The following is a 19,699-nucleotide window of genomic DNA, read 5'->3' on the forward strand; positions in this document are numbered from 1 at the left end:
TTTAAAATTCACTTTTACCAGTGGATTTATTTAGTGTACCATTTTTTAAGGGGATTTTAAATAGCTATAAAAAATAATATGGTTTTAAAGCACTTTCATCTGCATTAATCTACTAAGTTGACGACATTGAGTGCACGCCCATGCTGGGCGCACAAAAATGAGAACCCTCGAATATCAAGGGTTCCTACACTTTTTCCATCACTCAAATTCTATACCACCCAGTGTTTCACTTTTTGTGATATTTATCTAAAACTCTTCTTCCTAATTCAACTTTAAATTTACAATCCTCTTCTAATAAAAAAGATTAAAAAAATACCTAATAAATTTATATTGTTTAAATTTTACCTATACGTGAACAAAGTGGCTGACGCCACGCTTTTCAGCGCAGGAAGCAACTTTCTTTTGCGGCCTACAATTATTTTTTAATGCATTTGACAACTTCCATATGAGAAAGCCAGTCAAAATCAGTGTTTAACATCAAAAAATTTTTATATTTTCTTATGCATTAAAAAAGCTGAACATAAAGTTCAGCTCAAAAAAATTTGTAATTAAAATATATAATCCCAAAGAAATTCTAAGAGCTCGCAACTTAGAATTTCTTCCTCCATTCTACATTTTACATTCTAAATTCTAAATCATTTATTAAAGTCTGCTAAAATCTAATGTAGCAAAATAATCATCTAAAGTTTCAGCTCTTCTTATTTCCTTAACGCTTCCATCTTCCTGAAGTAAAAGTTCAGCTGATTTTAATCTTCCATTATAGTTATAACCCATTGCAAAACCATGAGCTCCTGTATCATGAATAACTAATAAGTCACCCATATCTATCTTTGGAAGCTTTCTATCTATTGCAAACTTATCATTATTTTCACATAAAGAACCAGTTACATCATAAACATGATCGCAAGGTGCATCTTCTTTACCCATAACTGTTATATGATGATAAGCTCCATACATTGCAGGTCTCATAAGATTAGCAGCACAAGCATCTACCCCTATATATTCCTTATAAATATGCTTTTCATGTATAGCTTTAGTTACTAAGTGTCCATAAGGTCCAAGCATAAATCTTCCCATTTCAGTATAAATAGCTACATCACCCATACCTGCTGGTACTAGTATTTCTTCATAAGCTTTTCTTACACCTTCACCTATTTTAATTATATCATTAGGTTCCTTGTCTGGAGTGTATGGAATTCCAACTCCTCCTGATAGATTAATAAAGCCAATATGTACTCCAGTTTCCCTCTTAAGTTCAACAGCCACTTCAAATAATAGCTTAGCTAATGTTGGGTAATAATCATTAGATACTGTGTTACTTGCTAAAAATGAGTGCATACCAAATTCTTCAGCACCTAATTCTTTAAGTTTTATGAAAGCTTCAGCAATTTGCTTTCTAGTCATACCATATTTAGCATCACCAGGGTTATCCATAATATCTGTACCTAATTCAAATTTTCCACCTGGATTGAATCTACATGATATTTTCTTAGGAATTCCAGCTTCCTTCTTTAAAAAATCTATATGAGTTATATCATCTAAATTGATAGTAGCATCTAAATCTCTTGCATATTTAAATTCTTCTGCTGGCGTATCATTAGATGAAAACATAATGTTATCTCCTGTAATACCACACTTTTCTGATAAAACAAGCTCTGCCATTGAAGAACAGTCCATACCACATCCTTCTTCTTTAAGAATTTTCATTATATATGGATTTGGTGTTGCTTTAACTGCAAAGTATTCTTTAAAACCTTTATTCCAAGCAAAAGCTTCTTTAACTTTTCTAGCATTTTCTCTTATTCCTTTTTCATCATAAATATGAAAAGGTGTAGGATATTCCTTAATTATTTCTTCTAATTGTTCTTTTGTTACAAATGGCTTTTTAATCATCTTAATAATCATCCTTCCTTAACTTAATTAATTTAATTTCATTAGTAAGAGATTCTTTGAAGATTTCCACTAAATTATTATTACTTGAATAAAGACATGTTGAATTAACCTTGTCACTTATTTCTCCAGTTAATACATATTTAGAGTCCGCTATAAGCCTAATTTGTCCTGGTTTATTTTGCGCATGATATATAATAGCCCCCTCTAATTTGAATTTTGAATCTGTGATTATAACAACTTTAATTCCCCTTTTTATTAAATCTAATAATTCATCTTCAAATCTTTTTAAAATATCTTCATATACAGATAAGTAAATTCTAGACTTTACATTTATAAGTATATTTCTAAACTTATCCATTATATGTTTTTCTCCAGTAATAGTTATATAACCATTACTTTCACATCTCCTTTTAGGTACACTTTCTAATATTTTTTCTTTATTATTTTTCATTTCTGCAATTTTATTATTGCAAAATTCTTCAACTGGTACAGGTGTATATTTTACAGTATCACCTTCAATAATATAAGCTGCACCTTTTTCAACTAAAGATGCTAAGGCATTATATGCATTGGATCTTGATATAGATGTTAATTTTGAGGCCTCATATCCATTAAGCTGACCTTCTCTAAATAATAATAAATAAATTACTGCTTCCTGCCTTGTAAGCCCAAAATTCATCAATCTCTCTTCAATTCCCATTATTTACACATCCCTTATAAAGTGTTCCTATTTAGGAATACTATACATCTTTTTTTATTTTAAGTCAACTACCCTTTTTTCTTTTTAAAATTAAGTGACAGCCCAAATTTTATATGTTGGCCCTCTGGAACTTACTCAGTAAGCATTTGTGCTCCCAGTTCCTTTAACCAAAAACAATTTTTTCTTTTCCACTTATTGTAAATTTTCCCCATTTATGTTATACTATTTTTTGTTCAAGGGGTTAGAGGTTCAAAAGAGAAAATGGAGGGATTGGTAATGAACAAGATTCAAGATTGGATTGTAGACCATATTCAGATTACAGAATATACAATAATAGCTTTATTAGTTCTTTCTGCATTGTCTGTATGTTTTTCATTAAACTATTGTATTACGATAGTACTTTCCATAATTATATTAAGTATATTATATATAACGCCAAATTCTGTTTTTAATGATGATTCTTCAGAACCAAGTGATAATAATTAAAATTTTAAGGTGTATGGTGTAAAAAAATAGGCAGTCTTTAATAACTGCCTATTTTTTACTATACCCATATATACTACATTTTATTTAATTAAATATGTACCTTCTGAATCTTGTCGTATCTTTCCTTCTTTCATAAGTCCACCTAAAGTCATCTTGAAGTAATTCTTTGATGTACCAAAAGTTTCTTTAATAAGTTCTGAAGGAGTTTTATCATTAAATGGCATAAAACCATCATGAGTATTAAGATACTCTAAAATTTCTTCCTTTATAACGTCTCTAGCTTCAAGTCTTTTCTTTCTTGTAGTTATACCTATAACTCCATCATCATATATCTTCTTTATTCTAGCTTTAAACTTATCTCCAGGATATATATCATTATAATGTTCATTTCCTAATATTATTGCTTGATATTTTCCATCAATAGCAACTCTTATAGTCTTTTCTCCACCTTTACCATAAGTAATAGCTTCAACTTCCTCTCCTACTTCAAAGCCTTCTCCAATATCTATGTAATGATCAACATATGTAGTAGCTGCAAGTCTTCCTGTTTTATCAACATATGCATAAAGTAAATATTTCTTTCCAACTAAAAGCTTAAATTTTTGTTCTTTTAAAGGAATAAATATATCTCTATCTAATCCCATATCAGCAAAAGCTCCAAAAGAACTTTGACCTACAATTTCTAAGTATGCCACTTCTCCTACTGTAATTAAAGGTTTCTTTAGCGTTGCAATAGGTCTATCCTTAGAATCTCTATAAACAAATACTTCTATAGTATCCCCTTCTTTTACTTCTTTGCCTTCTAAAAGATTGTTTGGTAATAGTACATCGTTATTTCTATCATCTACTAGATAGAAACCAAAATCTACTTTTCTATCAACTTTTAAATTGTTATATTCTCCAATAAATATCATTATTTATCTCCTGCCTTTTTTTATCCTTCTTTTCTCTACGGACTTATTTTAACATTACTATTGTTTGTTGTCATTATTTTATCACTTTAAGCACTATAAATATAATAAGTAATTTTTAGAGGTTAAAAAAATGAGTAAAAATAATAAAGAAGCTTCTTTAAAATATTATTATGGTATTCCTCATGCCCATACTGCTTTTTCTACTGGACGTGGAACACCTTTAGAAGCTTATGAATATTCAAAAAAGAAAAATCTAAACTTTCTAGCTATAACTGATCACAATTCATATATAGCTAAAAACTTTTATATTGATGGTAAAAAGGTATCAAAATGGACAACAACTAAATATATGTGTGATAAATTTAAGAAAAAAAATGATAACTTTATTCCTCTAATAGGATTTGAAACAAAAACTAATCCTTATGGTGATTTTAATATAATTAATTCAAGCACATTTTTTACTGGCACATTAACTAACACTAAACCATTAATATTATGGATGTTAAATAATCCAAATGCCATTATTATATTAAATCATCCTCATAAAGAAATTTTATATTTAGAATATGATGAAATTTTAAATAAAGTAATTACTTCAATTGAAGTTGGAAATGGTTCTTTTCCAAATAGGTATACACGCCATGATAGATATTATTATTCAATGCTTGATAAAGGCTGGAAGCTTGGAGCTGTAAATGGACAAGACAATCATAAAATTAATTTTGGTGATAGCGATAATCTTACTGCTATAATAGCTCCTTCCTTAAATGCAAACAATATTATTGATGCCTTTAGAAGAAGACGAACTTACTCAACTGAATCTAGAAGTTTAAAATTAAACTTTAAAATAAATAACACTTATATGGGCGCTATTTTACCTCATAATTCAAAAAAACTAGATTTTCTAGTAATTGCTGATGATCCTAATACTAATATTAATGAAATTCAAATCATAACAAACAAAGGTAACATTATAAATAAAATTTCTGATTTACACTTAAATCATATAAAATATCTATATAGCCATGAAAGACAGGAAAATGAAACTTGGTATGTTATAAAAATTCTTCAGGATAATCATAGAATTGCTATAAGTTCCCCTATATTTATAGAATAACTTTTTATATAAAGTAATAAAGCTCTTGCAAACCTTTAAGTGCAAGAGCTTTTATTATTTCTTTATTTCTTTTCATTTTTAATTCTATTTGGTTTTGCCTTTGGCTTCATAACTATTTTCTTTTGGCCCTTTTTAGGTCCTCCAGTTTGATTAATATCAAAATACCATGCGAAAAATAAAATTATTATAATTGTAAGTCCTGCATTTAAAATCATATTACTTGACTTAATAAAAATTTGACAAATAAGTGCCAAGACCGATAATGCTAAAGGTATATACTTATTTATTGCAATCTTAGAAAATAAAAATTTCTTACCTAGCATTATTAATAAAATTGTTACTGCAAACATTACCAAAAACCATACTAATGATAATAAAAAGTTCATGCCCAATCCTCCTAATTCAATATACATATAATATAATTTATCTTAATAATTATTTCAAGTAGGACTTTGATTTTTATTCTTTATATTCCTCTAAATTACTTTTTTGTATTTATTTTTTATTAATTTCTTAAAATTTCACTACTTTTTTTTCATTTCATCACTTTTTTATTTGAAATCATATGAAAATTTGCTAAAATAAAAATACAGACATTCAAAGAGGTGATAGTATGGCAGAAAACGTTACTCTTCAATTAGATGAATTAGACTTACAAATTCTTGACTTATTAATAAAGGATTGTAGAACTCCCTATCTTGAAATAGCAAGAATTTGTCACGTAAGTGGTGGTACAATTCATGTAAGAATGAAGAAAATGGAAGATTTAGGAATTATTAAAGGTTCAAGAATCTTATTAGATCTTGAAAAATTAGGATATGACGTATGTTGTTTTGTTGGTATTTATGTGGACAAAGCATCTTCTTACAATCCTGTTTTAGATGAATTAAAAAAAATAGACGAAGTTGTTGAATTACATTTAACAACAGGTGATTATTCAATGTTTGCAAAAGTAATATCAAAGAGTATAAGTGATTTACAAAATGTATTACTTGAAAAAATAAATAACATAGAAGGAATTCAAAGAACATATACCTTTATTTCTTTATCTCAACCTATAGATAGAAATATAACTTTATAGAATTCTATATACATATTTTTATATATTCCACAAATACTATATTTGAAAGGAGTGTATATTTTTATGAAGATTTTAGATAGTATAGCTTTTATTTTAGTATTGATAGGCGCAATTAACTGGGGATTAATTGGTTTCTTTGAATTCAATTTAGTTGCGGCTCTTTTTGGAAACATGACAATGTTAAGCAGACTTGTATATGGCCTAGTGGGACTTTCAGGATTATATTGCTTGTCATTCTTTGGAAAAAGGCAATATATTCACGACTAATATTAAGCATCAAAAAACCAATTCCAGTTTGAGGAATTGGTTTTTTTATTAAGAAATTATATTTATATTCTTAAGGAAATTTTAAGTTAATATTTAATATATTGTTAATGTTTTATTATATAATTATACTATGATTATTAGGAGGAGGAATATATGCACTTATTAGTAATGAACCATTTAATTAATGATTTTAAAATATATGACCTATTAATATACTATGTAATTTATTCTTTTTTAGGCTGGTGTAGTGAAATAGTCTATGCATATAAAAATCAAAGAAAATTCATTAATAGAGGCTTTTTATATGGCCCTTTATGTCCAATATATGGAGCTTGTGTTTTAGCTGTAATAAGCATTTTAAATAATTTTCACACAAATATATTTATAATGCTTATAATTGCTACACTTTTAACATCTTTTGTTGAATACTTTACTGGTTTTATTCTTGAAAAATTATTCAAAACCAAATATTGGGACTATACAGAAGATCCATTTAACTTACACGGTAGAATATGCCTTCATTTTTCAATAATGTGGGGAGCTGTATCTTTAATAATTTTAAAAATAGTACATCCATTTATTGCATCAATAGTAACTGCTCTTCCTGTGGATTTAAGAATAACAATTTCTATTGTATTATTATTTTTATTAATTTTAGATCTTGCAAAAACTCTTAGTTCTTTAGTTAGTTTAAAAAATGTTTTGTATCATCTTCAATTTAACAATAATAATACATTATTAAGTTCTACTCCAGTTTATAAAGGACATATTCCAAATTTACTTTCTGATATAAAAGAAAAGATATCTACTATAATGAAAAAGTAAAAACTCTGCAGAATTTAACTGCAGAGTTTTTTTAGTTTATAGGAAACTCGACTCACAAATGCTTACTGAGTAAGTTCCAAGTGCCAACATATAAAATTTGGGCTATCACTTATAATTTCTTGATTTCTTCAAATAATTCTAAAGCTGCATTAATTGGACCTTTTTTCTCTTGGCCACTTACTCCTAGACAAGTTTTTATTTGTCCAACCTTAACATTAGCTTCATTGAACATTGCTTTATAATACTTATCAATAATTTTATTTGTCTCTTCTTCTTTTTGAACTGGTCCAAATGGATTTGCAAAGAATGTATCGACTAATCCTTTTTCAGTAGTAGTTCCTTTAGCCATTCTTGCCCCCTTCTTAAATACCTCAATTGCATCTTCTACATTTTCAAAATATTCAAGGTATTTTCCGCCTTCTTCAACGCCAGTATAATTATTTGCATAATAGAATAAATCAACCTTGTGTCCTTTTGTTATTACATGATAAGGAGCCACTGGCATAACAAGTCTAGCATTAGTTTTATCTGGATTCATAAATATACTTCTATCCATTTCCTTAAATGCATATCCCTGATCAAGGTCATCAAGTCTTACAAAAGCACCTATTTCAGTTCCATATGCTACTATATTTCCATCCTCATACTTAAATACTCCCATATCATCAAATATTGTATCCATGTCAGATATATAATCTTCACTTAAAGATCTGAAAGCTTCTAAGCTTTCTGATTTACCTGCTCCACTATCTCCCATAATTACTACATTAGCAGTTTTTCCACTCTTAAGGGTTAAATGCACCATTGCACCATGTATTGGTAAATATCCTTTTTTAATCATTATTAAATTATGAAGAGTTAATGTCATTTTCTTCATATAGCCAAAGTAATCAATTAAATCTGAATGAGTGATATATCCAAGCATTATATCATTTTCAACATCATCATAGAATATTGTCTTAAATTCTTCATCACTATGATCTTCTGTAGCTCCAAATAAGAATACCATATCAGGCTTTCTACCTCTACACTCTTCTTTTCTAGCCATTTCAAAAAGGTTACATAATGTAATTCCATGTTCCATATAATCTCTATGGAAATAGATATAAGCTAAAAGTTCTCCAACCTTTGCTGGATAACAGAACCAATGATCCTTATTTAAATGAGCATCTGTTAATGGATTTTCTTTAACTTCAGAAAATATTCCATCTCTTGTATTCTTCTTAGGATATGTAATAAACGGTGTTTCTAACATTATAGAATCTATAAATGGTATATCTTCTAAAACTTCGTAACCTCTTGGTATTGGCCATAATAGTTTATTTATCATTAAGGAAGCATTTCCCCCAGCTGATATTTGTCTAAACACCTTTGGTGCCACTCCAATTACATTATTCTCTATTTTTCTATATAATTTCAAGATTAAATTAGTAAAGCTTTCATTAGCTTCTATAAAGTTTACTGATGCCAAACCTTGACCTACATTGTTACCACTATTTATTAAAGTGTATCTTTCAAGCTTTCTCCAGAATAAATATAAATCCTCTATTACTGCAATAAAATTATCCTGTTCAGATAATAACCCTTTATACTTAGGGTTAGCTTCTGCTATTTCACTTGCTGACATTACAGTTAATAACTTAAATACTTTTATTAATTCTTTTCTCTTGCCTGCTATATCTTTTTCATCCATAGTTCTATTTAAAAACTTATAAGTTGAAGTCTTTTTCTTATTAGACTGCTTTAAATATACATCTAAAATTCTTCTAAATCCTTCACTTTCAAGCAGACTTTCAAATGTTGTACAATACTTTGCTGTAAAATTAATAATAATCTTATCGTTACTTATTGAGAATTCTTTTCTCATTATTTTGCCCCTTAATGTTTAACTTTGTAAGCTATACCTTACTTCGACTTTACACCAATACTTTTATTATACCACAATTTTTGCAACTTTTAAATATTGAAATCTGCATTTTTCGCTCTTTTCTTTTATAAAATCCAAATGTAAACGGTACCATTGAAAGTCACATTCAAAAAATGAAGGATTAGTATTATTTAAGAAAAATTTTTTATCTTTCATTTTTACCTCTTTATTGCTAAAACTATAATTTACCAGATTTAAAATTATTTATTTCATTACTAAAAAATTTCATTTTAATCTATTTAGACTGAATAAATTCATTTCATAAGGTTAATATTTATAAATAAATTTATTTATGCAAAAAAAATAATTAAAGGAAGGAATTTATTATTTATGTCAAAAAAAGTCTTCAGTAAGATACTTATTATAATACTCTTATTACTATCACTATGTTCATGTAATATCTTAAAAAATAAATCTTTTTCTGAAGACAAATTTGAAATACATTTTATTGATGTAGGTCAAGGAGATTCTATACTTATTCACGTTAATAATAAAACACTATTAATTGATTCAGGGCCAAAAGATTCCGCTTCAACCTTAATTAATTATTTAAATAGCTATAATGTTAAAAAAATAGATTACTTAATTGCAACTCACCCCCATGATGATCATATAGGAAGTTTATCCTACATAATAAAAAGATATTCTATTAATTCATTCTATTCACCAAAGATTCAAAGCACAGGGAAAATATACGAAAACATGATTGATGAGCTAAAAAATAAAAAATTAAAAATTAATATTTTAAAAGAAGGTGTACCTCCAATTAATTTAGGCAAAGATATAAGTATTAAAGTCTTATCTCCTTCAGAAAATTCTTCTCTCTATAAAGATAACTTAAATAATTCATCAGTAGTTTTTCTTATAAAATATAAAAATACTTCCTTCTTATTAACTGGTGATGCTGAAAAGGAAGTTGAACAGAATATATTAGGAAAAAATCAAAACATAAAAGCTAATGTGTTAAAATTAGGACATCATGGTTCAGATTCATCTACTTCAGAGGCCTTTTTAAAAGCCGTTTCTCCTTCAATAGGAATTATATCCTGTGGAAAGGACAATCCTTATGGCCACCCTCATGAAAAAGTACTAAAGCTTTTAAAAAAGTATAATGTAAAGACTTATCGTACTGATAAAGATGGCAGTATAAGAATTATCAGTGATGGAAATAAAATAATAGTATTATAATTTAAAAAAGAAGATGCACCTAATCATTTAGATGCATCTTCTTTTTCCTTTCTTGCAGGGCAACTTTTTGAACAATGTCCACAATTACATTCTCCCTTTGATGACTTTTTAATATTTTTAAATATTATAAATACTGCTAAAAGTACTATAGCTATGGTAATAATAATTTCCAAAGCTTATCACCTTCCTTAAAATATTAAACTTCCTATATTGTAAACTAAAAATGATACTACCCACGCTAGCACAAGCTGGTAGGTAACTGAAAATACAGTCATCTTACTTCCATATTCTTTTTTCATTGTTCCTATTGTAGATATGCATGGAGTATATAATAGTATAAATACTAAAAATGCATAAGCTGATATAGCTCCAAAATGAAGTGGAAGTACTTCAAATAAGTCTCCAGCGTATATTATTTCCATAGATGCTAAAACTGATTCTTTAGCAAGAAGGCCTGATAATAATGATACTGCTGCCTGCCATGTTCCAAAACCTAATGGTTTAAAAATTGGTGCTATATAGCTTCCTATAGAAGCTAACATACTTTCATTAACATTTTCAACCATTCCATTAAAGTTGAAATTTGATAAGAACCATATTACTACACTCATAGCAAATATTATAGTCCCCGCCTTCTTAATAAAGCCCTTAGCCTTATCATAAGTTTGATCAGCTACTGACTTAAGTCGAGGCACTTTATATTCTGGCAATTCTATTATGAATGGTTCTTCATCTTTTTTTAATAAAGTATTCTTAAATAATATTCCTATTAAAAATGCCATTACTATTCCTAATAAATATAGTGAAGCTACAACTAACCCCTGATGAGACTGAAAGAATACTGCTGCAAATACAGTATAAACTGGAAGTCTAGCATTGCATGACATTAATGGTACTAATAATGCTGCTAATTTTCTATCCTTTTCACTTTCTAAAGTTCTTGCATTCATTATAGCAGGAACTGAACAACCAAAACCAACCATCATTGGTATAAAAGCTTTTCCAGAAAGCCCCATCTTTCTCATAAGCTTATCCATTAAAAAAGCAACTCTCGCCATATATCCACTGTCTTCTAAAATAGTTATACATATAAATAGTGAAAGAATTACTGGAAGTAATACAAGTATTCCTCCAACACCTGCTATAATTCCATCTACAATTAAAGACTGAAACCATGGTGAGGAATTACTTAAAAGCTCTGAAACCCATGGCATAAAAGAATCATTTAAAAATCCATCTAACAAATCTGATAAAGGCTGACCAACCCAGGAAAATGTTATTTCAAAGGTTAAAGCCATCATAAGTATAAATATAGGATATGCTAAATATGGATTTAATAAAATCTTGTCCATCTTTTCTGTCATAGATTCTCTATTATCTTTGTTTTTCTTAAGGCATTTTTCTAAAGTATTTTCAATAAAAGTATAGGCTTCCTTTTCATTATCAAACCTAAATTTTTCAGAATCATTAACCTTTTTAAAATCTTTTCCTTTTAAAACTTCTTTTAGTTTATCTATTCCTTCTTTTTTAGCTGCTGATATTGGAACTATAGTTACATCAAATATCTCCTCAAGTTTTTTATAATCAATTTTGATACCTTTTGACTCTAAAACATCTACCATATTTAAAGCCATTACTATAGGCTTATTAAATTTTTTAAGCTCAGTTGTTAAGTATAAGTTTCTTTCAAGATTAGAAGCATCTACTATGTTTAAAATAAAACTAACCTCGTCCTCTTCTATGAAGCTTTTAGCTACTTTCTCTTCATTAGAAAAAGTATCCATAGCATAAATTCCTGGAAGATCTACAATTTTTATATCCTCAAAGAAACCTTCTTTCTTATCTACTGTAACTCCAGGCCAATTTCCTACATACTGTTTTGATCCTGTAAGTTCATTAAATAACGTTGTCTTTCCTACATTTGGGTTTCCTAGTAATGCTATAGTTATCATTTAAGACCTCCCCTAATTATGTAAAAATATATTATCTGCATCTTTTTTCCTTATAGCTAAATCAAACCCTCTTACATTAATTATAATAGGGTCTCCTAAAGGCGCCACTCTTTTTAATTTGACAGGAGTTCCTTCAATACATCCAAGAGCAAATAACCTTTTGGTTAATTTTTGATCTCCTGCAACTGATTTTATTATTGCACTTTCACCAATTCTTAAATCATTTAGACTCATCAAACCACCTCGTATTGAATATTATTTTCAACTATTATATAATATCACTAAAATTATCCACAGTCAATATATCCATAATATTAATAATCAATTAATCATAAATATCATTACCTCTTAATATTTATATATATTATTAATCTAATAAATGGTATAATATAAGAATATTTAAATTATACATAAGAATAAGGATACTGTTTCACTAAGATAACAAGTATAGAAATGAGTGATATTATGATAATTAGAGAAAATATCATTAAAGTAGATGATTTTTCTGATGAATTTAAAATTTCTCATGATGACATGAATTATTCTCCAAAAGATCTTATATTTTTTGATCTTGAACACTATGTTTATAAAAAGCCTAAGTGTATTGGCGTTTTTGGTGCCTGCATATATGATATAACTTCCAAAGAATTAAAAGTTACACAATATATGATTGAAAATAGAAATGAATCCATTGATATCCTATACTTAGCAAAGAAATACTTTATTAGAATGAAAAACTCTGGCAAAAAAGCCATTGTAACTTTTTCAGGAAATAATGACTTCACTGTTATAAACTATCTATTTGATAAATATAACATAAATTATGATTTTAAATCTCAATTTGCTTCTATTGATATTCAAAAAGAATATGAAAGATGTAAATCTAAATCTATAGGACTAAAAAATTTAGAAAAGGAATTTGGAATAATAAGAGAAAGTGAAGTTATAAGTGGCTCTAATCTTGCTAAGACCTTTCATAAAGTTATGAAGGATAAGGATTATGTCTCAAGAATGCCAAAAGAAAAGCTTGAAAATATTCTGCTTTATAATGAACAGGATGTTATTAATCTTTATCATATCTTTGTTAATTGGAAACAATTCATTTATGAGGAAGATAATGAAGTTGAAAATGATGATATTGAACTAATGGAAGAAGCTGCAAAATCAGAAGAAGTTTAAAGTTATTATTCATTAAAATTTCTGTTATATCAGCTTTAACAAAAATGCGGATTTATTTTAAATCCGCATTTTTGTTATTAGAAATTTTATTTTTATAATTTTCAACTATCTTGTCATAAGCAAGCTTAATTGTTGCTATTGTAGGGGAACCTAAAATCATTCCTACAGGTCCAAGTAAACCTCCCCCAACTAAAACAGCTACCATTATTAATAATGGTTTTACTCCTACCTTCTTACCTACTAACTTAGCTTCTAAGTACCAAGCATCAAACTGTTGTAATATTAACAAGAAGATTACAATTATAATTACTAGGCTTGGTTTAACAAAAAGTGCAACAGTTGCTGAAACAACTATTCCAACTAAAGGTCCAAAATAAGGTATCATATTAGTAAAGCCTACAACTATAGCTAAAATTATTGAGTAAGGTGCTCTCATTATAATAAGCCCCACAAGAGCTATTATACCAATTATTAAAGAATCTAAAGCTTTTGTTCCAACATAAGTTCCTATCATTTTGTTGTATATCTTAATCCAGCTTATTATTTTTTCTCCTCTTTCTTGCTTAAATATCATACATATAATTAATTTTGCATTTCTTATTAAACTTTCCTTATCAAGAAGAATATATATAGCAATTAAGAAACCTAATAATATTTTTACTACATTTGTAGTTAAAACAACTATGGACGATACTGAACTTTCAAGACCACTTACAATATAAGTACCAGTTTTAGATGTAATTGCTGAAAGATGCTCTGTAAGGCCTGCATCTTGAACTACACTATATATATCTTTATTTTCCAGTACCTTATCAATAAAATCTTGAGCTGTATTCATATAAGATGGAACTTCTGCTATCATTGTTATAATACTATCAACTAAATTTGGTATAACAAAAACTGCAATTAATGCTATAACTCCAATAATAACTAAGTAAGTTAATCCAATAGCAAGCCCTCTTTTTAATTTGAATTTTTTCTCAAAAAACTTCATAATAGGATTTAATATATAAGCAAATATAAGCGCATATACAAATGGAGTAACAATTGAATATAAATTCTTTATTGAGCTAAATATATACTGATAGTTATCTATTAATTTATAGCTAATTAACGCGATAATTGCAAGTATAAGTATATCTCTATATTTTATATTTCTATCTATTAACACATTTCCACCACCCTTCTAACCTTTTAATTATATCATATTTATTATAATATTATATTTTTTAAAAAATAATCTTTGTTTTTTCCAATGAATAAAAAAGATGTCAGAGAAAAAGCCTTTCTCTGAACATCTTTTTACACTATAAAATTACATCTTTTCTACTACGTCTATACCTAATAATTCTAATCCGTTCTTTATTACTTGGCATGTAGCTTCAACTAGTTTTAATCTTGCTTGCTTTAATTCTTCATCTTCAAGATTTAATACTGAGTGAGCATTGTAGAACTTATTAAATCCTTTAGCTACTTCAATAACATATCTTGTTAATACTGAAGGTTCTAATTTTTCTAACGCAAGATGTATATACTTCTTAAAGTTTTCTAAAGTCTTAACTAATTCAAATTCTTCTTTTGAAGTTAATAATCCATAGTTTACATCTTCTTTAAGTTCTCCAGCTTTTCTTAATATACTCTTAGCTCTTGCATATGAGTATTGAACATATGGACCTGTTTCACCATCAAATGAAAGCATTTCCTTCCAGTCAAATACTATATCTTTTTCTCTTGAATTCTTAAGGTAAGTGAATATTACAGCACCTATACCAACCTTCTTAGCTACTTTTTCTTTATTTTCAAGCTCTGGGTTCTTTTCGTTAATAGTTTCAAGAACTGTTTTAACTGATTGATTTAATAAGTCATCAAGAAGAATAACTTCTCCATGTCTTGTAGATAGCTTTCTATCTGCAAATTTAACTAATCCAAATCCTACGAATTCGCAATCTTTAGCCCAATCTTGTCCTGCAAGTTCTAAAGTCTTGAATATTTGTTTAAAGTGAAGTGCTTGTGCAAGACCAACAACATATATGTTCTTATAGAAGTTATAAGTTTTCTTTCTATACATAGCAGCAGCTAAGTCTCTTGTTGCATAAATAGAAGCACCATCTGCTTTTAATACTATACAAGGAGGCATATTATAATCATCAAGCATTACAACTTGTGCTCCATTACTTTCTACTAAAAGACCTTTTTCTCTTAAAAGATCTATAGCAACATCCATCTTATCGTTGTAGAATGCTTCACCATTATATGAATCAAATTCTACTCCTAAGTTATTATAAACTCTTTCAAATTCTTTTAAGCTTAAGTCTCTAAATCTCTTCCATAAAGCTTCACATTCTGGATCTCCATCTTCTAACTTCTTAAAGTATGCTCTACCTTCATCTTCAAGAGAAGGATCTTTTTCTGCTTCTTCATGGAATTTAACGTATATTCTTAAAAGTTCTTTTATTGGATCTGCTTCTAAAGCTTCTTCATCTATCCATCTATGATAAGCTGAAATAAGTTTACCAAACTGAGTTCCCCAGTCACCTAAGTGGTTAATGCTTACAGTTTCATATCCTTCTTTTTTAAACATCTTACTTAAAGAATTACCTATTGCAGTTGAGAAAAGGTGTCCAACGTGGAATGGCTTAGCTATATTAGGTGAAGAGTAGTCTAAACATACAGTCTTCCCATCTCCTATATTTGAAGAACCATAGTTATCTCCTTCAGTTAATACCTTTTCTATTGTATTCTTATTAAAGTTTCCTTTATCTACAAAGAAATTTAAGTATGGTCCAAGGTTTTCTATCTTTTCAAAACCATCTTTATCCATCTTATCCTTTAGCTCTTCAGCTATCATATTTGGTGCTTTTCTCATAGATTTAGCAAGTTGGAAACATGGAAAAGCGTAATCTCCCATTTCTGCTTTTGGTGGAATTTCTATTAATTGTTCTATTTTTTCCACATCTAAATCTACAAAACTTCCAATAAGTTCTGCTATCTTCTTTTTATAATCCATAAAAAAATCCTCCTTAATTTTTTACCTTAAACAATATATTAATACTTATTTTATAGGTATAATTTACTAATAAAAGAACAAAGTGGCTGACGCCACGCTTTTCAGCGCAGTAAGCAGCTTTGTTTTGCCATGCAAAAGGTTCTAAAAGTAAAATAATTTCATATTAAAATACAATTTAATTATTTTGCTTTTAGGTTCTTTTGCGGCCTACAATTATTTTTTAATGCATTTGACAACTTCCATATGAGAAAGCCAGGCAAAATCAGTGTTTAACATCAAAAAAATTTTATATTTTCCTATGCATTAAAAAACCGTCTCTTAAAAATAAGAGACGGAGTATAATCCGCGGTACCACTCTAATTGCAGTATAATGCCACTTAATATTTTAACGCAGAAGTATTCTTTTCTGCGGCTGAAAACAGCTTCTCCAAGGCTCTCTTCAAAATATCCCATTGTCACAAGGCTTCCACCGTCCCCTGCTCGCTTTAGATTAAGATAATTTTACTTTCCTCTTCTTCGAATCACTTATTAAATTCATTATTCTATTATACATACAAAAAACTTTTCGTGTCAATAAGAAAAAGTATACAATATAACATAAAAAAATCATTTATCTAATATAATGAATGTACACTAAATCAAAAAGGAGATATTTATATTTATGAAAAGGCTTTCTGTTGTTACCCTTGAAAGTAGCTCTATTAAAATATTAACTGCTAAAATTAATTATGATGGCTATTTTAAGATAATAGATGAAATTATTACACCTATATCAACAAGCGAGATATTCCTTCATCATAAATTTCTTTCTGAAAAGATATTACTAGAGATAGATAATATTTTAAATAGCTATAGTTTAGTATCTTCTAACTTTAATTCTGATGAAGTTATTTCAATGGCAACAAGCATTTACAATGATATTTCAAATAAAGATGCACTATCTAATTTATTTATAAAAAACCTAAATTCTAATTTAAAATATCTTTCTAATAAGGATGAAGCATATTATGATTATCTTAATTTAAGTAATAGTATATACTATAAGTCTGCTTTAGTTATTGAGACAGCTGGATATTCTACTAACTTTTGCATGATTAGTAACAAAAAAATAATTAACTCAATGACCCTTCCTATAGGTAGTATTAATATATCTTATACATATAATCTGCAGGATAGGGCTTCTAAAGAAAATCTAAGTAGTGCCCTTACCCACATTCATAAAGAGCTTCTAAAATTAAAAGCTTTTAAAACTATGAAATACGATTCTGTTTACTTTATTGGTGATACCATACAATGCCTAAATAGAATAGATAGATACAAAAAAAATCTACCTTTAACTATAGCTCATAATTACATTACTTCTGATGTAAGCTTAATAGATATATTTAATATTGTAAAATCTAAAAGCCATGTGCAAAGAAATAGATTAGAAGGTATGTCTTCTCACTTAGCATCCACTATTGTAGGAGGAGCTGCTATTATTTACGAAATTATAGACTATTTTAAGGCTTCAACTATTACTATATCTAATCGTAATATAAATGACAGTATCATCTTTGAATATATAGATAATAACTATGATCATATTGAAGATATTCTTGATTATAGTCTTTATGGTATGATTAACAATCTTAATATTAACAAAAAACATGCTAAGCACATTTATGATTTAACTTTGCTACTATTTAATAAGCTACAGCCCCTTCATAGATTAAATAGCAGTTATGAAAAAGTTATAAAAACAGCCTCTCTTCTGCACGACGCTGGAATTAGTATAAATTATTATAACCATCACAAGCATTCATTTTATTTAATATTAAGTTCATATATAAATGGCCTTACTCATAAAGAGTTATTTTTAAGTGCTTCTATAGCTGCTTCTCATAGAAATAGAGACAATTATAATTTCTCTTTTGGAGAATACGCACCCTTTGCAAATAAATATGATACTATGGTAATAAATAAAATAAGTATTCTATTAAGAATTGCAGAAAGTCTTGATATATCTATGAATAGCTCAGTTAAGGATATAGATTTAGAAATAACAGAAAACTCTGTAATCCTAGATATAATAGCAGACAAGGACATTACTCTTGAAATTACAGAAGCAAGAAAATGCATAAGAAAATTTAAAGAAATATATGATAGGAACTTAATTATAAATATAAATAAAATTCCCTATAAATAGGGAGTTTTATTTATATTTAAGCTTTTAATCTTGCAATTAAGAACATTGTCTTCATGCCTAAATTAGTAAACTTAGTTTCATATTCTGTCATTAAATTTTCTTTAAAATCAGAATTGTGCAGATCATATGTTACAAATTCTAATTCAAAACCACATTCTTTAAAATATTCTTGAGAATCATTGAAAAGATCAGTGTCATCAGTTTTAAACCAAATTTCAGATCCTGGCTTTAAAAACTTTTTATACTCATTTAAAAATCTTGTATGTGTAAGTCTTCTTTTATTATGTCTATCCTTTGGCCATGGATTACAGAAGTTTATATATATCTTTTCAACTTCATCTTTATCAAATAGCTCTGCAATAAAGTTAATGTTAAGAGCTACTATTCTTGCGTTCTCTATTTTTTCATGACTTTCATCTTGTACCTTTCTTAATGCATATACAAGTACTTCGTCTTTTAAATCTACTGCAATATGATTAATATTTGGATGCTTTAAGCAATTTTGAGTTAAAAATCCTCCTCTTCCGCATCCAAGTTCTAAATGGATAGGCTTGCTATTTCCAAACTCTTCACTCCATTTTCCCTTTAACTCTCTTGGTTCATTAACAAATACATCACTTGCCTCAAGTTCAGGTCTAGCCCACCATTTTTTTCTTAATCTCATTTGTATTCCGTTGCCAAAACCTTATAAAACTTTATAAAGCATGTTTAATTCCTTATTCAACCTGTCTGATTTTGTAATGAATAAATTCATATACTACTCTCATTTGATATAACAGTCCAAAGGCGTAAATTCGGGTACAACGCACCCTACATATCAGCAATATCTTGATAGTGATTAACTTGCTAATTCGTATCTACTAAGATTAATACTTGCATTATAGTCTCTATTTATATTTAAACCGCAAGAACATTTATATATTCTATCTTTAAGCTTCAAGTCTTTTTTAATAGAGCCACATGAGCTGCATAATT

Annotated in this window: 20 protein-coding genes and 1 other annotated feature; of the genes, 8 read left to right on the plus strand and 12 right to left on the minus strand. The window is 28.0% G+C overall.

Going from position 1 to position 19,699, the window contains the following annotated elements; translation table 11 throughout:
• Positions 1-642: 642 nt before the first annotated feature.
• On the minus strand, positions 643-1,893 hold the full coding sequence (locus BM384_RS07795; RefSeq protein ID WP_090012646.1) for a diaminopimelate decarboxylase: 1,251 nt from the start codon (positions 1,891-1,893) through the stop codon (positions 643-645).
• Between the two features lies 1 nt (position 1,894).
• Positions 1,895-2,593: a TrmB family transcriptional regulator gene (locus BM384_RS07800; protein ID WP_090012648.1), complete on the minus strand. Its 699-nt coding sequence runs from the start codon at positions 2,591-2,593 to the stop codon at positions 1,895-1,897.
• Between the two features lie 276 nt (positions 2,594-2,869).
• On the opposite strand from BM384_RS07800, the gene BM384_RS07805 reads away from it, so the two are divergent.
• The gene (locus BM384_RS07805; protein ID WP_090012650.1) at positions 2,870-3,079 is read left to right on the plus strand and encodes a hypothetical protein; all 210 of its coding nucleotides are present in this window, start codon (positions 2,870-2,872) and stop codon (positions 3,077-3,079) included.
• A gap of 80 nt (positions 3,080-3,159) precedes the next feature.
• On the opposite strand, the gene BM384_RS07810 is transcribed toward BM384_RS07805, so the two are convergent.
• Positions 3,160-3,993: a CvfB family protein gene (locus BM384_RS07810; protein WP_090012651.1), complete on the minus strand. Its 834-nt coding sequence runs from the start codon at positions 3,991-3,993 to the stop codon at positions 3,160-3,162.
• A 130-nt stretch (positions 3,994-4,123) separates the two neighbouring features.
• Here BM384_RS07810 and BM384_RS07815 point away from each other — a divergent pair, with 130 nt between their 5' ends.
• The gene (locus tag BM384_RS07815; protein ID WP_090012653.1) at positions 4,124-5,110 is read left to right on the plus strand and encodes a CehA/McbA family metallohydrolase; all 987 of its coding nucleotides are present in this window, start codon (positions 4,124-4,126) and stop codon (positions 5,108-5,110) included.
• A gap of 62 nt (positions 5,111-5,172) precedes the next feature.
• On the opposite strand, the gene BM384_RS07820 is transcribed toward BM384_RS07815, so the two are convergent.
• Positions 5,173-5,496: a hypothetical protein gene (locus BM384_RS07820; RefSeq protein WP_242945981.1), complete on the minus strand. Its 324-nt coding sequence runs from the start codon at positions 5,494-5,496 to the stop codon at positions 5,173-5,175.
• Between the two features lie 227 nt (positions 5,497-5,723).
• On the opposite strand from BM384_RS07820, the gene BM384_RS07825 reads away from it, so the two are divergent.
• The 3 genes from BM384_RS07825 (at position 5,724) to BM384_RS07835 (ending at position 7,283) form a co-directional block, all read left to right on the plus strand.
• Complete coding sequence (locus tag BM384_RS07825; protein ID WP_090012654.1) at positions 5,724-6,191, plus strand: Lrp/AsnC ligand binding domain-containing protein; 468 nt, start codon at positions 5,724-5,726, stop codon at positions 6,189-6,191.
• A 63-nt stretch (positions 6,192-6,254) separates the two neighbouring features.
• Entirely contained in the window at positions 6,255-6,458 is a 204-nt protein-coding gene (locus BM384_RS07830) for a DUF378 domain-containing protein (RefSeq protein ID WP_090012656.1), read from the plus strand.
• A gap of 153 nt (positions 6,459-6,611) precedes the next feature.
• Positions 6,612-7,283, plus strand: a complete 672-nt coding sequence (locus BM384_RS07835; RefSeq protein ID WP_090012658.1) for a putative ABC transporter permease — start codon at positions 6,612-6,614, stop codon at positions 7,281-7,283.
• 109 nt (positions 7,284-7,392) lie between these two features.
• Here BM384_RS07835 and BM384_RS07840 read toward each other — a convergent pair whose 3' ends face one another.
• Positions 7,393-9,150, minus strand: coding sequence for a phosphoenolpyruvate carboxykinase (ATP) (locus BM384_RS07840; RefSeq protein ID WP_090012659.1), 1,758 nt, complete (start codon positions 9,148-9,150; stop codon positions 7,393-7,395).
• Positions 9,151-9,540: 390 nt separating this feature from the next.
• On the opposite strand from BM384_RS07840, the gene BM384_RS07845 reads away from it, so the two are divergent.
• On the plus strand, positions 9,541-10,398 hold the full coding sequence (locus BM384_RS07845) for a ComEC/Rec2 family competence protein (RefSeq protein WP_090012661.1): 858 nt from the start codon (positions 9,541-9,543) through the stop codon (positions 10,396-10,398).
• A 23-nt stretch (positions 10,399-10,421) separates the two neighbouring features.
• Here the strand turns inward: BM384_RS07845 and BM384_RS07850 are convergent, their stop codons facing one another.
• Genes BM384_RS07850 through BM384_RS07860 form a run of 3 tightly spaced genes read right to left on the minus strand, consistent with a single transcriptional unit; the run spans position 10,422 to position 12,584 of the window.
• Positions 10,422-10,571, minus strand: coding sequence for a FeoB-associated Cys-rich membrane protein (locus tag BM384_RS07850; RefSeq protein ID WP_090012662.1), 150 nt, complete (start codon positions 10,569-10,571; stop codon positions 10,422-10,424).
• Positions 10,572-10,586: 15 nt separating this feature from the next.
• Positions 10,587-12,350, minus strand: coding sequence for a ferrous iron transport protein B (feoB, locus tag BM384_RS07855; RefSeq protein WP_090012664.1), 1,764 nt, complete (start codon positions 12,348-12,350; stop codon positions 10,587-10,589).
• A gap of 12 nt (positions 12,351-12,362) precedes the next feature.
• On the minus strand, positions 12,363-12,584 hold the full coding sequence (locus tag BM384_RS07860; protein ID WP_090012666.1) for a FeoA family protein: 222 nt from the start codon (positions 12,582-12,584) through the stop codon (positions 12,363-12,365).
• A gap of 231 nt (positions 12,585-12,815) precedes the next feature.
• Between BM384_RS07860 and BM384_RS07865 the strand changes: the two genes are divergently transcribed.
• Positions 12,816-13,529: a ribonuclease H-like domain-containing protein gene (locus tag BM384_RS07865; protein WP_090012668.1), complete on the plus strand. Its 714-nt coding sequence runs from the start codon at positions 12,816-12,818 to the stop codon at positions 13,527-13,529.
• Between the two features lie 52 nt (positions 13,530-13,581).
• On the opposite strand, the gene BM384_RS07870 is transcribed toward BM384_RS07865, so the two are convergent.
• Together BM384_RS07870 and argS are read right to left on the minus strand one after the other, a co-directional pair.
• Entirely contained in the window at positions 13,582-14,700 is a 1,119-nt protein-coding gene (locus tag BM384_RS07870; RefSeq protein WP_090012669.1) for an AI-2E family transporter, read from the minus strand.
• 144 nt (positions 14,701-14,844) lie between these two features.
• The gene (gene argS, locus BM384_RS07875) at positions 14,845-16,536 is read right to left on the minus strand and encodes an arginine--tRNA ligase (RefSeq protein ID WP_090012671.1); all 1,692 of its coding nucleotides are present in this window, start codon (positions 16,534-16,536) and stop codon (positions 14,845-14,847) included.
• Between the two features lie 324 nt (positions 16,537-16,860).
• Positions 16,861-17,062, minus strand: a binding site (T-box leader).
• Between the two features lie 135 nt (positions 17,063-17,197).
• On the opposite strand from argS, the gene BM384_RS07880 reads away from it, so the two are divergent.
• Entirely contained in the window at positions 17,198-18,724 is a 1,527-nt protein-coding gene (locus BM384_RS07880) for a Ppx/GppA phosphatase family protein (RefSeq protein ID WP_090012673.1), read from the plus strand.
• 16 nt (positions 18,725-18,740) lie between these two features.
• Here BM384_RS07880 and trmB read toward each other — a convergent pair whose 3' ends face one another.
• Together trmB and BM384_RS07890 are read right to left on the minus strand one after the other, a co-directional pair.
• Positions 18,741-19,388, minus strand: coding sequence for a tRNA (guanosine(46)-N7)-methyltransferase TrmB (gene trmB / locus BM384_RS07885; protein WP_090012674.1), 648 nt, complete (start codon positions 19,386-19,388; stop codon positions 18,741-18,743).
• Between the two features lie 174 nt (positions 19,389-19,562).
• The coding region (locus BM384_RS07890; protein ID WP_139232071.1) for a zinc ribbon domain-containing protein at positions 19,563-19,699 on the minus strand (137 nt) is incomplete at its 5' end.

Source organism: Clostridium sp. DSM 8431, assembly GCF_900116755.1.
Classification (GTDB): domain Bacteria; phylum Bacillota; class Clostridia; order Clostridiales; family Clostridiaceae; genus Clostridium.